Source organism: Halobacterium jilantaiense (genome assembly GCF_900110535.1).
In the GTDB taxonomy this organism is placed as follows: Archaea; Halobacteriota; Halobacteria; order Halobacteriales; family Halobacteriaceae; genus Halobacterium; species Halobacterium jilantaiense.
In genome coordinates, this window is record NZ_FOJA01000001.1 from 1,991,118 (window position 1) to 2,005,337 (window position 14,220).

Genomic DNA, 14,220 nt, shown 5'->3' on the forward strand with positions numbered 1-14,220 from the left:
CGATAGCTACCGGCATGCGCAGCTTCCGCATCGGGAGCGCCTTCGGGATTCCCATCAAGCTCGACGCCACGTTCCTGCTCGTGCTGCCGGTGTTCGCCTACCTCATCGGCACCCAGGTCGACATGTGGATATCGCTGCTGAACGACGCGCCGTTCGACGCCGCGCTGAACGGCGACGCACTGACCGCCGGCAACGGTCAGTGGCTGCTCGGCGCTGTCGCCGCCGTTGGACTGTTCGCAGGCGTCGTCCTCCACGAACTCGGACACTCCGTCGTCGCGATGCGGTATGGGTTCACCATCGACTCCATCACGCTGTGGATTCTCGGCGGCATCGCCAGCCTCAGCGACCAGCCCGAGGAGTGGAACCAGGAGTTCTACATCGCGCTCGCCGGCCCCGCAGTGAGCGTCGCGCTCGCCGCGGGCAGCTACGTCGCGCTCCAGGTGCTGCCCTCGTCGCTGGACTTCGCGCGGTTCGTCTTCGGCTACCTCGCGCTCATGAACCTCGCGCTCGCCGCGTTCAACCTCCTGCCGGGCTTCCCGATGGACGGCGGCCGAGTCCTCCGCGCGCTGCTCGCCCGGAACCGCCCGTACGCCCGCGCCACCCAGCTCGCCGCCGAAGTCGGGAAGCTGTTCGCGCTCGTCATGGGTCTCGTCGGCATCCTCACGCTGAACCTCCTGCTCATCGGCGTCGCGTTCTTCATCTACGTCGGCGCGTCCGGCGAAGCCCAGCGCACCGTGATGAACGCGGCCTTCGAGGGCGTCACCGTCGCGGACGTGATGACGCACGGCGACGACGTCCACACCGTCGACGCCGGGGACTCCATCGCCACCCTCATGGACCGCATGTTCCAGGAGCGCCACACCGGCTACCCCGTGATGCGTCACGGCGAGGTCGTCGGCATGGTCACGCTGGACGACGCCCGCAGCGTCAAGGCCGTCGAGCGCGACGCCATGCGCGTCGAGGACGTGATGACCGACGAGGTGTACACCGTCCCGATCTACGCGAACGCCACGGACGCCCTCGACGCCCTCCAGCGCCACGGCGTCGGCCGCCTCGTGGTCGTCGACGCCGACGGCGAGATGACGGGGCTCATCACGCGCACCGACCTCGTCAACGCCTTCGACATCATCCAGTCCACCGACTTCCAGGCGACGCGGCAGGACCTCGACCTCTCCGGGCGCTGAGCCGGGACCGGCACCCTCTTTTCGGTCCGCGGGCTACCTCGTCGTCCGATGACCGACGGCGACACTCCGGACGTCACGCCCCTCTACGAGGAGTGGTCGCTGCACGGGGCCGGCCGGTACGCGACGGACGACCTCCGGGCGCTCAGCCGCTACCTCGGCCTCGAACACGACGACCTCCGCGCGTGCCTGACGAACGCGGCCGGCGTGGTCGACGTGCCCGACGAGGACGGCCGGGGACAGGTGGTCCCGCTGCACGCCGCGGACGGCCCCGAGCCCACCGACGAGTACGTCGTCTGGGACGCGGACAGCGACGCCGTCGGCTACTTCGACGAGAGCTTCGGTATCAGCGGCGCGGACAGCCGCGCCCCCCTCGACGACGTGGTCGCCACCGAAATCGCCCACCGGGTGCGGTTCTGGCACCCAGACCACGCACCCGACGCGGGCGACGACGGCGACGCGCTCGCGGACGTCGACGTTCCGTCCGCCGTCGCCGCCGAGGCCCCGCTCGCGGGCGAGCAGCGCCGCGCGTTCTTCGACGACCTCCGGGAGACGGTCCGGGGCGAGCGGGCGGCCGAGCGCGAGGGGACCCGCGAGGCCCACGCCGACGCCGACCTCGGACAGCTAATCGGCGAGCGCGCGGTCGACGGGCCGTTCGTGCTCGTCGGCACGACCGCGCACTCGGACCGGCCGGCGGACGTGCGCGTCCAGTACGCGCCCGAGGACGGCGTGCCGGCGGACATCGACTTGGTGTCGGCGTTCGACCTCTACCCGGACAACCACGTCCTGCTGGACGCCTTCGAGGACGCGCTGCCGCTCCCCGCGAGGGTCGCGAGCGTCGACGGCCCGGTCGTCACGCTGCGGCCGGCCTGGGAGCGCACCGACGACCCCGAGCGCGCCGCAGCGGCCCTGGAGGACGCCGACCCGTTCTGGCTGCGCGGCCTGCTCAACCCCGTCCCCTACGCCCGCCGGCTCGACGCCCTCGACGCAGTCTGGGAGACGCCCGAGAAGCGCCGGCTGCTCACGGGCGAGCGCGACCTCTCGGTCTCCCGGCCGCCCAGCCGCCGGCGCGCCGACCTCGCGCTCGACGACCACCAGTCACGCGCGCTCGCGCTCGCCGTCGCCGCCGACGACGTGCTCTGCATCCACGGACCGCCGGGAACCGGGAAGACGCGCACCCTCGCGGCCGTCGTCGCCGAGTCCGTCGCCCGGGGCGAGCGCGTCCTCGTCACCGCCCACTCGAACCAGGCCGTCGACAACCTCCTCGTCGGCGACAGCACGCCCGACGACCCCGACGAGGCGTCCCTGCACGGCGTACTCGGTGACGACCAGAGCGTCGACGTCGCGCGGTACGGCCGGCACTCCCGGAACCGCGTCGTCGACGAGCACTACCGGCAGCGCGGCGTCGCGACCGCGGACGTGGTCGCGGCGACGACGAACGGCGCTGCCACCTTCGACCAGGACGCCTTCGACGTCGCCGTCGTCGACGAGGCGACCCAGGCGTCTCGGGCGGCCACCGCCATCGCCGTGAACGCCGCGGAGAAGCTCGTGCTCGCCGGCGACCACCGACAGCTCCCGCCGTACGGCGTCCGCGAGGGCGGCGCGGGAGAGATGCGACCGTCGCTGTTCGAGACCATCCTGGACCGCTACGGCGACGACGTGGCCGTGTTGCTCGCGCGCCAGTACCGGATGCACGACGCCATCGCCGCCTTCCCGAACGAGGCGTTCTACGGCGGCCGACTGGAGACCGCCGACGAGGCCGCCGACCGCACCGTCGACGGCCTCCCGGCGGTCGAACTGTTCGACGTGGCCGGCGCGGAGCGCCGGGAGGAGCGCGGCGCGAGCGTCCGGAACGCCGCCGAAGCCGGCGTCGCGGCCGAGCGCGCCGCGGCGATTCTGGACGCCGGCGTCGACCCGGGCGACGTGGGCGTCATCGCGGCCTACAGCGGGCAGGTCTCGGAGATACGGCGCGCGCTCGCCGACCGCGGCCTCGACCGCTCCGCCCTCACCGTCGACACCGTCGACTCGTTTCAGGGCGGCGAGCGCGAGGCCGTCGTCGTCTCGTTCGCGCGCAGCAACGACGCCCACGACGCCGGATTCCTCGAACACCCCGAGGAGGGCCCGCGCCGCCTGAACGTCGCGCTCACCCGCGCCCGCCGACACCTCTCGCTGGTCGGCGACTGGGAGACCCTTACCAAGCCGGCCGGCCACCGCGACTCCGAGGACTCCTGTGCCGGCGTCTACGCCGCCCTCTACGACGCGCTCGCGGACCTCGACGCGGCCCGGCTCACCAGCCGATAGCGCCTGGCAGGCCGCCCCGAGGCCGCAACACTCCCTGCCACACCCACAGCCAAGACCCCGGGCGGCCTACCGACGCACGTGACTCTGCTCGTCTACGGTGCCTACGGCTACACCGGCGAACTCGTCGCCGAGGAACTCGCCGACCGCGGCCGCGACCCCGTGCTCGCCGGCCGGAACGACGTGAAACTCGGCCGAATCGGCACCCGGCTCGGCTGCGAGACCCGGGCACTCCCCGTCGGGGACGCCGACGCCCACCTCGACGATGTCGATGTCGTCCTGAACTGTGCGGGCCCGTTCGTCGAGACGGCCGAACCGCTGGTCGAGGCCTGCCTCGCCGCCGGCGTCGACTACCTCGACGTCACGGGCGAGATTCCCGTCTTCGAGACGCTCGCCCGCCGCGACGACGACGCCGCGGACGCGGGCGTGACCCTCCTCCCCGGCGTCGGCTTCGACGTCGTGCCGACGGACTGCCTCGCCGCCCACCTCGCCGACCGGCTGCCAGACGCCACCCACCTCTCGCTCGGCTTCGAGCCCCACGGCGGGCTCTCGCCCGGCACCGCCGCCACCGCGCTCGGCCAGTTCGCCGACGACGGCGCGGTGCGGCGGGACGGCCGACTCGTCGCAGTGCCCCCCGGCCACCGGGAGCGCCGCATCGACTTCGGGAACGGTGTCCGGACCGGCGTCACCATCCCCTGGGGCGACGTGTCGACGGCGTACCACTCCACGGGCATCCCGAACGTCGACGTCTACGTCCCGATGCCGAAGGCCGCCCGCCGCCTGCTCTCAGCCTCCCGCCACCTCCGCCCCGTGCTCGGCGCGGAGCCGGTCAGCGACGCGCTCCAGTCGCTCGCCCGGCGGTTCGTCGACGGCCCCGACGAGACCGAACGCGAGTCCGGCCGCGCCTACGTCTGGGGCGAAGCCCGGAACGAGGCGACCGGTGAGACAGCCGTCTCGCGGCTCGTCACGCCAGAAACCTACGCGCTCACGGTCGATGCCGCCAGCACCGCCGCCGAGCGCGCGCTCGACGGCGACGCCCCCGACGGCTATCAGACGCCGTCGACGGCCTACGGTCCGGACTTCGTCACCGACCTCGACGGCGTCACCCGGACCGACGACGCCTAGAGCGCGTCGAACTCGACGTCTCCGTTGTCCGACTCCGCCACCACCTCGTGCGTGCCGTCGCCGAGCACGCCACGCACCGTCCCGTCGTCGGAGCGCAGGTCCGACAGTTCGAGGCCGTCGATGCTCGCCTCGCCGTTGTCCGTCCGCGCCACCACCTCGGCGTCGACGTCCGGAGACAGTGACACGCCCACGTCGCCGTTGTCCGACGCGACGGTCACGTCGCCCGGCAGCGTCGCTGGCAGGTCGACGCCGACCTCGCCGTTGTTGGTCTCCGCCGTCGACACCGGGCCGGCCGACCGCACCGTCACGTCGCCGTTCTCGGAGACCGCGGACTCGACGCCCGCCACGTCCCGCACTTCCACGTCGCCGTTGTCCGTCTCGAGTTCGCCGACCGCGGTCCCGGCCGGCACCTGCACGTCGAAGCCGGCGCTCACCCGGTCGGTGGTCCCTTCGAGCGCGACCGACACGTCGCCGTCCCCGGTCGGCCCGGCGACCTCGACGCCGTCGACGCGCTCCTCGCTCGGCCCCGACAGCCGCGCGGTCACCGCCACCCGCTCGCCGTCGTGGGTCGAGACGTCCACGTCGCCGTTCTCGCTGTGCACGCTCACCACTGCGTCCTCGCCGGGCAGGTCGAACTCGACCTCTCTCGTCTCCTCGTACTGGTCGCCGAACAGACCGCTCACACAGCCAGTCAGTGACGCTGCCGCTGCGGCTGCGACGCCGCCGAGGAGGGCTCGTCGTTGCATACGCCATGCTCTCGCCCGGCGTTCCTAATCACTTACTGCGTGTTGCTCGCGGTGAAACAGTGCCCAGCGACCGGACGAGCGACACAGCAAGCTGGTCGCTCGCGGTTCGAGTGTGTTGAGAAGGTCCAGGGGCGAGAATCGAACCCGCGTCTCAGCCTCCACAAGGCTGAAGGATAGTCCACTACCCTACCCCGGACACTGCACTCGGTCGTAGCGCGCTCGCAGACAAATACGTTACGACCTCGGGCAGACGATACGCTTTTCCACGAACCGGGCGTATCGAGGGGTGACTGTGGCCGTCACGGACAAAATCTACGTGAAGAACCACCGGCAGATCGCGTCCCAGCTCGACACCCGGTTCCCGAAGTCGGCGTTCAGCGGCGCGACCCTCGACATCCTGTTCACCGGGGACCTCTCCGAGTTGAACGACGCGACCCGGGACTCAGTTCTGGAGTTCGCCGAGGACTTCCTAGACTGCGACTGCGACTCGAACCCCTACTGCGGGCACCCCGAGGAGAAGTTCGTCGAGTACCTGCTGGACCTCCGCGCGCAGGGCCTCGACCCCGAGTCGATGGTGGACGTGATGACCGACGACTACATGGTGTACGCGTACCCCGGCGACCTCTACTCGTTCCTCGACGACGCCATCCGCACGCTGGAGGCCGTCGAGGAGCTCGCCGACGTGGACGGCCGTCCAGAGGAGGCCGACCGCGCCAGCCGGAAGAAACGCGAACTCAGCCGATAGCGCCGCTCCCGCATCCGCTCTCCTCCTCCTCCTCCTCACCGGCGGCGAAACGCTCGACGCACTCGGCGACCGCCTCGACGGCCAGCTCCTCCGTTCCCGTTTCGGTCTCCACGTCGACGACACCGTCCTCGCGATACGTGTTCCCGACCACGACCGTGGCGGGGATACCGAGCAGGTCGCTCTCGGCGAAGCGCTCCCCGACGCTCAGGTCGTCGTACAGCAACACGTCGTCGCGGCCGCAGTCGTCGTGGATGCGCTCGGCGACATTCAGTACCTCGCCCTCGCCAACGGGAATCACGGCGGCGCGGTAGGGCGCGGCGCTCCCCCAGTCTGTGACGGGCCACGCGAGACTGTCGCTGTCGCCGTGCTGCTGGGCGAGCGTCTGGAGCAGGCGGTCGACGCCCAGCCCGTAGCTCCCCATCTCGACGCGGCGCTCGCTGCCGTCGTCGGTGTCGACGGTGAAATCCATCGCTTCGGAGTACCGGGTACCGAGTTTGAACACGTGGGCGACCTCGATGCCGTCGCTCGCCGCGAGGTCGCCACCGCACTCGGGGCAGGCGTCTCCGGTCGCGTGCGCGTCGGAGCCGTCGTGTTCGTCGGTGACGCCGAACCGACAGCCGTCGGCCGTGCAGTAGACGAGCCGGTCGCTGTCGCCGCCGGCGTCTGAGACGGGCGCGACGAACTCCTCGGAGGCCGCGCCGCCAATCACGCCCGCGTCGGCCTCGACGATAGCGTACTCCAGACCGACGTCGTCGAGGACGCGCTCGTAGGCCGCCCGGACCTCGCGGTAGGTCTCTCGGAGCCCAGGTTCGTCGACGTGGACGCTGTACGCGTCCTGCATCGTGAACTCTTTCGTGCGCACGAGCCCGTTCCTCGCGTGGTCGTCGCGGAACTTCGACTCGACCTGATAGACGAGCAGCGGGAGGTCGGCGTGGCTGCGCACCCGGCCGTCGAGCAGGTGGACGACACCCTCCTCGTGGCTGGGTGCGAGACACATCGCCTGCCCGTCGCGGTTCTCCAGCGTGAACATCTCGTCCTCGAAGCCACCCCAGCGCCCGCTCTCGCGCCAGCGGTCGGCGTACTGGAGGCCGGGCAGTCGGACGCGCTGCCCGCCGATGGCGTCCATCGCCGCGACCACGCGCTCGGTGAGCTTCTCCCGGACCCGCTGGCCGGCGGGTGTCACCGCCCACAGCCCGCTGCCGAAGTTCCGAATCAGGCCCGTGCGGACCAGGAGCTTCGCCGCATCGGACCCCGCACCGGGCGTCTCCCGGGTCGCGGGCAGGAACAGGTCGCTACGCCGCACGCCGACCACCTCCGTTCGCGGCGTCGCGGTCGCTGGTGGTCGTCGTCGCTCGCATCTGCTGCGAGAATCCGCTATGCGCCTGCCGGAACGCGTCCACGGGCCCGACCGGACCCCTGGCGTGACTCGATTATCACAGCTGGTCGTTCACGACCCGCCACAAAAAGGCTACCCCGGCCGTGGGAACGACTCGCTATCCGAGCTGGTAGGGTTCGTCGTCGTCGTCGAGCTCTTCGAGGTGGACGACCTCCTCGATGTCGTCCTCGCCCTCCAGCCGGTTCCGCAGGTGGTCGATGTACGCCTTGTGCTCGTCGAGCTGCTCGCGCAGGTGCTCGGCCTCCAGTTCGAGGCGTTCGTGTTCGCGCACGAAGCTCTTCGACACCTCGACGCTCGGCGGGAACTCGTCGTCGTCGTCCGCGGTGTTGTCCTCGGGGACGAGTCGGACCTGGCCGTCGTGGGCGACCAGCGAGTCGACGTAGTCCCGGAACACCGCGGACAGCGAGAGGTCGCGCTCCTCGGCGATGTCGCGGAGCGCGTCGAACGTGTCCTCGTTCACGCGGAACGAGATGGTCTTGTTCTTGTTCCCCATTTGGCAGAGACTGTCGGCCGGAACTGCTTAAGGGTTTGTCAGACGGTCACGCGTCGGCCGGAACGTCGGCCTCCGCGTCGAAGTCCTCGAGCGCGTCGAGGACCGCCTGCCGGTACGCCGAGAGGTCTTCGCCGTACTCGGCGCGGGCGCGCTCGGCGTACTCGTTGCCCTCCTCGTCGAACGCCTCGACGCGGTCGAGCGTGCGCTCGGCCGCCTCCACGACCCAGCGGTCGCGGACGGCCTCGTCGACCATCGTGATGGACTCCGGCCGCAGGGAGACGTTCACGGACCCGTCGTCGGTCTCGAAGGTCCGCGGCTTCCCGACCACGGCGACGTACGTCGGTGTCTCGGCGTCGCGGAGCGTGGACGCCGCTTCCGGCTGGTACTGGCCGGCGTAGACGAAGAACGTTCCCGTCGGGTCGACGACGCGGCCGCGCCAGTACTCCGAGTCCTCGCCGATGTCCTCGGTCTCGGTGAGTGTCCCCGAGACGAACACGCGGTTCGCGCGCTCGCCGGTCGGGAGCAGCGCGTACAGCGGCGCGCGCTCGTCGTCGGACTCCTTGAAGGTGAACGTTGCATCGTTGAACTCGGCTGCGAAGACGCGTCGCGCGACCTCGCGGGTAGGTGCTCCACTCATCTACATCGACCTCGCTCGAATCAGCACGGATTCAGGGTCTGGCTGGTCGTCCAGCAGCTCCGTCTCGTTCGCGAGCACGTAGCGGCCGAACGTCGGCCCCGTGACCCGGTAGTACTTCCCGAGAATCTTCGCCTTCATCTCGTCGGCGACGACGGTCGTGTCGAGGGCGTCCTTGGCCATCTGCTTGGCCTCCTCCAGGCCGATGCCCGTGAGGGCTTCCGTGGCCTCCTCGTCGAAGATGACCTCGTGGACGTCGGTGCCGTCGTCGAGCACGCCCTTGATGCGGAGGTCGAACTCGCCCTCGACCTCGCCGTGCTCGTTGCAGCGGCCGTTCTGGAGGACGCGCGTGCAGTCCTCCTCCGGGCAGCGCTTGATGAGGCCGCTCCCGGACTGGACGTCCACGAGCGCGCCCTCGACTTCGTCTTCGTTGTCGCCGACTTCGAACTCCTCGTCGACCTCCTCGATGGTCGTCGTCTTGTTCAGTTTCACCGAGTACCGGCCCTGGTACTCGTCGGTGACGACGTTCCCGAGGCGGTAGGTCTTCCCTTCTTCGAGGTTCGCGAGGTCGGATTTGGCCCACTTGGTGAACTTGATGGTGCCGGTCGGGTCGCCGAGCAGGCCGACCTGCCCGACGGAGTCCGAGCGGGGCTCCCAGAGCTCCACGACTTTCGCCGTGATGTCCACCCACTGCTCGGCCTCGTCGACGTCCTCGACTTCGACGGTGTCGTTGCCGCCCCCGCCGGCGAGGTCGTCGCGGTCGAGGCCGGCCTCGTCGAGGTAGTGGTTCTCGACGCTGCGGCGGGCCTCGTCTACCGGGACCTTGTACTCCGTAACCAGTTTCTCCAGCCGTGCTTCCACGTCGTCGACGGTGGCGTCGACGTGCTCCGAGAGGTCGTCGTGAACCTCCTGAGCAGTGTCTGAAAGGTCGCTCATGGTCGTGTGTCCGTCTCCGCGTGTGTTTCGATGGGAGACGTATCGGGATTGGCTCCCGACTACCTTTAAACTCTCGGCACCGGGGTGAAAGTGATATGTACTCGGCCGGAGACAGGCATTTGGGACGCCGCGCCGAAGCGCGCCTATGCAGCACTCTTCGCGGGTGAGCGCGCCGTGACGCGCACCGTCGCCGTCCTGCTCGCGGGCGGCACCGGCACCCGGCTCTACCCGGCGAGCCGGAGCCACCGCCCGAAGCAGTTCCTCGCGCTCGGCGACGACGACCGCAGCCTCCTCCGCCGCACCGCCGACCGCGCGGAGTTCGCTGACGACCTCCTCGCTGTCACTCGCGGCGAGTACGCCGACCGCGTCCGCGAGGAAGTGCCGGAGGCCACCGTCCTCGTCGAGCCGGCGGGGAAAGACACGGGGCCGGCGCTCGCGTACGCCGCCAGCGAAGTGCGGGAGCGCTTCGGGGGCGACGCGGCGATGCTCTGCCTGCCGAGCGACCACGTCGTCGGTGACGGCTTCCGGGACACGGCCGAGACGGCCGTGGATGTCGCCGTACGCACCGACGCGCTGGTCACGCTCGGAATCGAGCCGGACCGCCCTGCGACTGGCTACGGCTACATCGAGCCGGGCGCGGACCGCGGCGACCACAGCGAGGTGGCGGTCTTCCGGGAGAAGCCGGACGCCGAGACGGCCCAGCGGCTCGTCGACCGTAGCTGTCTCTGGAACGCCGGGATGTTCGCGTGGACGCCCGCGGCGTTCCTCGACGCCGCCAGCGACGGACCGCTCGGTCCGCTCGCGGACGCACTCGAATTCGGAGCCGACCCCGCCGCTGCCTTCGAGCGCGTCGACCCCGTGAGCGTCGACTACGCAGTCCTCGAACGCGCCGCCGACGTCCGGGTCGTGCCGGCGGCCTTCGACTGGGACGATGTCGGCGCGTGGGACGCGCTCGGCCGCCTACTGGACGGCGAGAACGCTGTCCTCGGCGACGCCACGGTCGTCGATGCGAGCGGGAACGTCATCGCCAGTGACGACAAACACGTCTCGGTGGTCGGCGTCGACGACCTCGTGGTCGCCGCCTACGACGACCGCGTCCTCGTCGTCCCCCGGGAGGACGCCCAGCGCGTCCGCGAGGCCGTCGCGGCACTGGACGAGGACGGCCTGTTTTAGGTCAGGTCGCCGTTCCGCGCCTGTCCCCGACGATGTCCCGGCACGCCTCGACGAACTCGATGAGGTCACGACCCGCCTCCCGCGAGACGCTGATGAGAATCGTCTCCGACGCCGAGTACGGGAACTGTATCACGCACGCGTTCTCGTGGTAGTCGATGAGCGCGCGCCGCTCCCCGACCGGCGAGTCGGCGAGTTCCTCCGAGAGAAACGGACTCTCGAGGCGGAACGTGTCCACGACTTCGTCGTAGGTCTCGTTGGTGTACTCCCGCCGCAGTTCGTCACTGAGGTAGTGGATCGCGTAGTCGCCGTCTCTGACGATGACTACCGTCCGGAGCCCGTCACCGACCTGGCTGTACAGGTACTCGGTGAGGCGCTCAGCCGTCTCTTCGACCATATCGGTGTGTACACCACCGAGGGAGATAAGCGCAGCCCAGCGGTGTCACGCCCCCGTAACTCGAGTCCGAGCCCGACCTCGGGGCTGTCACAGGCCACCCACTAGCCGCGCAGGCGGCCGCCGTCGACGGGGAGGCTGACACCGTTCACGAAGCTCGCGCGGTCGCTCGCGAGGAACGCGACGACGTCCCCGAACTCCGCGGGGTCGCCGACGCGGCCCAGCGGGATGTCGTCGCTCCACGCCGCCAGCCCCTCCTCGTAGCTGTCGTACTCGCCGCGCGCCACCGAAGCGTCGACGAGTTCCTCGATTCGCGGCGTCTCGTGGGCACCGGGCTGGACGACGTTCGCCCGGACCTCGGGAGCCCACTCGCGGGCGACGGTCTTCGCGAGGCCGACGACGCCCCGCCGGACGGCGTTCGACAGCACGAGCCCCTCGAGGGGCTCGCTGACGCTCGTCGACGTGACGCAGGTGACGGTGCCGCCGCCGTCCACGAGGTGCTCGTGGGCCGCGTCGAGGGTGCGCACGACGCTCATCACGAGCAGGTCGTAGGCGTCGTACCAGTCTCGGTCGCTCGTGTCGAGGAACGGCCCGCTTGGCACGCCGCCCGCCGACGTGACGACGTGGTCGAGGCGGCCGAACTCGTCGACGGTCGCGTCCACGACTGCCTCCACGTCGTCGGGGTCGGTGATGTCCGTCGGGACGGTCAGGACGTCGCCGGCCGCGTCCGACCGCACGTCCTCGGCCGCGGCGTCGAGGCGGTCCTCGCTGCGGGAGCAGAGCATGACGTCGGCACCCTCGCGGGCGAGCGCCGCCGCACTCGCCTTCCCGAGGCCGCTGGACGATGCCGTCACGAGCGCCGCGTCGCCGTCGAGTGCCAGGTCCATGCGACTGACTGGTCCGGCCAGGGGTTAAGTCGCTTCGCAGCCGGCAACCGCGCCAGCCGAGCGCGCTCCGAGTACTGAAACGCTTATCAGCGGTGCGTCCTGAGGGGGGAGCAATCGGCTGACCGGCCGACAAGGGCACTGTGACGATTCAGTTCGATGTCGAGGACGAGGGGCACACGCTTCGGGTGCGAGACACCGCGGAGAGCGAGCGCTTCGACCTCCGGTTCGACAGCCGAATCGACCCCGAGGAGGCGTCCGTCGACGAGTTCACGAACCCGGTCGACGCCGCCGTGGCGTTCGAGACGGCCGAACTCCACTACCCGCTCCGCAGACCCGCGGTGTTCTTCCGGGACGGCGAGATGGCCCACCGAACGGAGGACGCCGCGTCGAGCGAATGGCTCGACGCTGGAACGTACGAGATAGACGCGTCGCCGCCGGGGGCGAAGACGTACGTGAAAGTGTGTGGCGCGGCCGTCCGGGCGCGGTTCGAGGACAACCACACCGTGCTGGACGCCGACCCGGTGGCTCGCGTCGTCGTCGGCGTGCGCTCCCACCACGAGCAGCCCGCGGGCACCGTGACGACGACGGAGGACCCGCGGGACGTGATGGCGGCGGTGTCGACGTTCGGGTCGGCGCTGAAGACGGAGTTGCCGGACCGGTCGTGGCCGTCCCTCCGCGGCCACCCGCCAGCCGTCGAACTCGGGACGAGTCTGGACGTTCCGAGCCACGTCGAGCCGCCGGAGACCGGAATCACCGTCGAGGTGCCGCCGGACTACGGCGCGATTTTCACGGTGGCGCCGCTGGCGTACTACCTCGGCGCCACCGTCGAACCGGGGAACGAGTCGGCGCTGCACGCCGCCGGACGGACGGTACACTTCGACCGGGACGCCCTCGCGGCCGACGTCCGGGACTGCCTGGAGCACTGCCTCGTGCTGGACGGGGCCGTCCGGACGGTCGGCGCGTTCCCGTTCTGGACCGAGCAGACAGACGCCGTCGACGACCGCGTGGACCTGGACTACGAAGCGCTGTTCGACCTCCCACTGGACGAGCGCACCGCGGCCTACCTGGAGGTGCCGCGGTCGGCGACGACGGGACTGGTGGACTGGCACCTCACCGCAGACGTCGCCCCCGAACCCCGGTACGCTCCGGCACTGCCGTATCTCGCGTCGGAACTCGCTGCGGTGCGGAGCCCGCCGCCCGGGCCGACGCGAGTCGATCGGTCGCCGGTGCCCGACGCGCTCGCGCGGTCGCTCGACCAGCCGTCGAGAGCGGCGTCCGGAGTCGTCCGCCCGGCACCGACTGACACACCCGGCCACGTCTGGGCCGGAGAGGGCTTCGCGGTCGACGCGGCGAACCCCACCGTGGGGTCGTTCCGTCGGGGGTTCGACTGGCCGTCCGGAGCGGGGCCGCTGGACGTCCACGTCGTCTACAACGACGAACGCCTCGCAGCGCCGGACGAACTCGCGTACGACGTCCACGAGACCGGGGACACCGACGTTCGCGTGTCGCACTCGCTGACGACGGCGGAGTTACAGGAGGCGCTGCTGTCGGAGACGGACTTCCTGCACTTCGTGGGGCACGTCACCGAACGGGGGATGGTGTGTCCGGACGGGGAACTGGACGTCCGCACGCTCCCGATGACCGGCGTGGGCGCGTTCTTCTTGAACGGGTGTCGGTCCTACGAGCAGGGGTTCGCGCTGCTGACGGCCGGGGCGGCGGGCGGTATCGTCACCGTCGACGACGTCGAAGACGGAGTGGCGGGTACAGTCGGCCGGGACGCGGCGATGCTGCTGGACGCCGGCTTCCCGCTGTACGGCGTGCTGGACGCGCTCGGCCAGACGGGGACGGACACGAGTCGGTACACTGCCCTCGGCGACCCGACGCTCACACTTCGCCGGAGCACGTCGGGTGCGGCAGGCCTCTGGAGCGCGACGACGGCCGAGCAACCCGGCGCGAACGGCGTGCCTCGGACGATAGCATGGTACCCGAACGGCGAGAACGGTATCGGTTCCATGGCCAGCATGAACTACGGACCGCCCGAGCGACACTTCCTGTCGGCCCAGCCGACCACGTGCTCGCTGTCCCGAGACACGCTCGCCGACATGCTGGCCACCGAAACCGGCCCGCTGCTCGTCGACGGCCGACTCCGGCGACCAGAAACGCTCTCGCCCGACGACTTCGCGTAGCCTGGCCGGGACACACCTAACAACGCTTA

General features: G+C 70.6%; 13 protein-coding genes and 1 tRNA gene. 6 read left to right on the plus strand and 8 right to left on the minus strand.

All coding sequences use genetic code 11. The features are described from left to right. Positions 1-14: 14 nt before the first annotated feature. From BMW35_RS10215 to BMW35_RS10225, 3 genes are all read left to right on the plus strand, one after another. Entirely contained in the window at positions 15-1,184 is a 1,170-nt protein-coding gene (locus BMW35_RS10215; RefSeq protein WP_089669341.1) for a site-2 protease family protein, read from the plus strand. A 48-nt stretch (positions 1,185-1,232) separates the two neighbouring features. Then, on the plus strand, positions 1,233-3,482 hold the full coding sequence (locus tag BMW35_RS10220; RefSeq protein ID WP_089669342.1) for an AAA domain-containing protein: 2,250 nt from the start codon (positions 1,233-1,235) through the stop codon (positions 3,480-3,482). A gap of 78 nt (positions 3,483-3,560) precedes the next feature. Beyond that, positions 3,561-4,604 carry a saccharopine dehydrogenase family protein gene (locus BMW35_RS10225; protein ID WP_089669343.1) on the plus strand — a complete coding sequence of 348 codons (1,044 nt, stop codon included), beginning with the start codon at positions 3,561-3,563 and terminating at the stop codon, positions 4,602-4,604. Here the strand turns inward: BMW35_RS10225 and BMW35_RS10230 are convergent. Together BMW35_RS10230 and BMW35_RS10235 are read right to left on the minus strand one after the other, a co-directional pair. After that, complete coding sequence (locus BMW35_RS10230; RefSeq protein WP_089669344.1) at positions 4,601-5,350, minus strand: DUF4097 family beta strand repeat-containing protein; 750 nt, start codon at positions 5,348-5,350, stop codon at positions 4,601-4,603. The two genes, BMW35_RS10225 and BMW35_RS10230, sit on opposite strands and share 4 nt — an antisense overlap. A gap of 123 nt (positions 5,351-5,473) precedes the next feature. After that, positions 5,474-5,546: transfer RNA gene (locus BMW35_RS10235), tRNA-His, on the minus strand. Between the two features lie 96 nt (positions 5,547-5,642). Here BMW35_RS10235 and BMW35_RS10240 point away from each other — a divergent pair. Next, positions 5,643-6,095: a DUF5814 domain-containing protein gene (locus BMW35_RS10240; RefSeq protein WP_089669345.1), complete on the plus strand. Its 453-nt coding sequence runs from the start codon at positions 5,643-5,645 to the stop codon at positions 6,093-6,095. Here the strand turns inward: BMW35_RS10240 and BMW35_RS10245 are convergent. From BMW35_RS10245 to BMW35_RS10260, 4 genes are all read right to left on the minus strand, one after another. After that, positions 6,085-7,398 carry an aminoacyl--tRNA ligase-related protein gene (locus tag BMW35_RS10245; RefSeq protein WP_089670406.1) on the minus strand — a complete coding sequence of 438 codons (1,314 nt, stop codon included), beginning with the start codon at positions 7,396-7,398 and terminating at the stop codon, positions 6,085-6,087. The genes BMW35_RS10240 and BMW35_RS10245 overlap by 11 nt on opposite strands. Positions 7,399-7,588: 190 nt before the next feature. Beyond that, complete coding sequence (locus BMW35_RS10250; RefSeq protein WP_089669346.1) at positions 7,589-7,984, minus strand: DUF8146 domain-containing protein; 396 nt, start codon at positions 7,982-7,984, stop codon at positions 7,589-7,591. Between the two features lie 46 nt (positions 7,985-8,030). Then, positions 8,031-8,621, minus strand: coding sequence for an RPA family protein (locus BMW35_RS10255; RefSeq protein WP_089669347.1), 591 nt, complete (start codon positions 8,619-8,621; stop codon positions 8,031-8,033). Next, entirely contained in the window at positions 8,622-9,554 is a 933-nt protein-coding gene (locus BMW35_RS10260) for a replication factor A (protein ID WP_089669348.1), read from the minus strand. A gap of 174 nt (positions 9,555-9,728) precedes the next feature. On the opposite strand from BMW35_RS10260, the gene BMW35_RS10265 reads away from it, so the two are divergent. Continuing rightward, positions 9,729-10,727 carry a mannose-1-phosphate guanylyltransferase gene (locus tag BMW35_RS10265; protein WP_089669349.1) on the plus strand — a complete coding sequence of 333 codons (999 nt, stop codon included), beginning with the start codon at positions 9,729-9,731 and terminating at the stop codon, positions 10,725-10,727. A 1-nt stretch (position 10,728) separates the two neighbouring features. Here the strand turns inward: BMW35_RS10265 and BMW35_RS10270 are convergent, their stop codons facing one another. Next, positions 10,729-11,121: a DUF7522 family protein gene (locus tag BMW35_RS10270; protein ID WP_089669350.1), complete on the minus strand. Its 393-nt coding sequence runs from the start codon at positions 11,119-11,121 to the stop codon at positions 10,729-10,731. A 101-nt stretch (positions 11,122-11,222) separates the two neighbouring features. Then, entirely contained in the window at positions 11,223-12,005 is a 783-nt protein-coding gene (locus BMW35_RS10275) for an SDR family oxidoreductase (protein ID WP_089669351.1), read from the minus strand. A gap of 140 nt (positions 12,006-12,145) precedes the next feature. Here BMW35_RS10275 and BMW35_RS10280 point away from each other — a divergent pair, with 140 nt between their 5' ends. Then, positions 12,146-14,191, plus strand: a complete 2,046-nt coding sequence (locus BMW35_RS10280; protein ID WP_089669352.1) for a hypothetical protein — start codon at positions 12,146-12,148, stop codon at positions 14,189-14,191. Positions 14,192-14,220 lie beyond the last annotated feature (29 nt).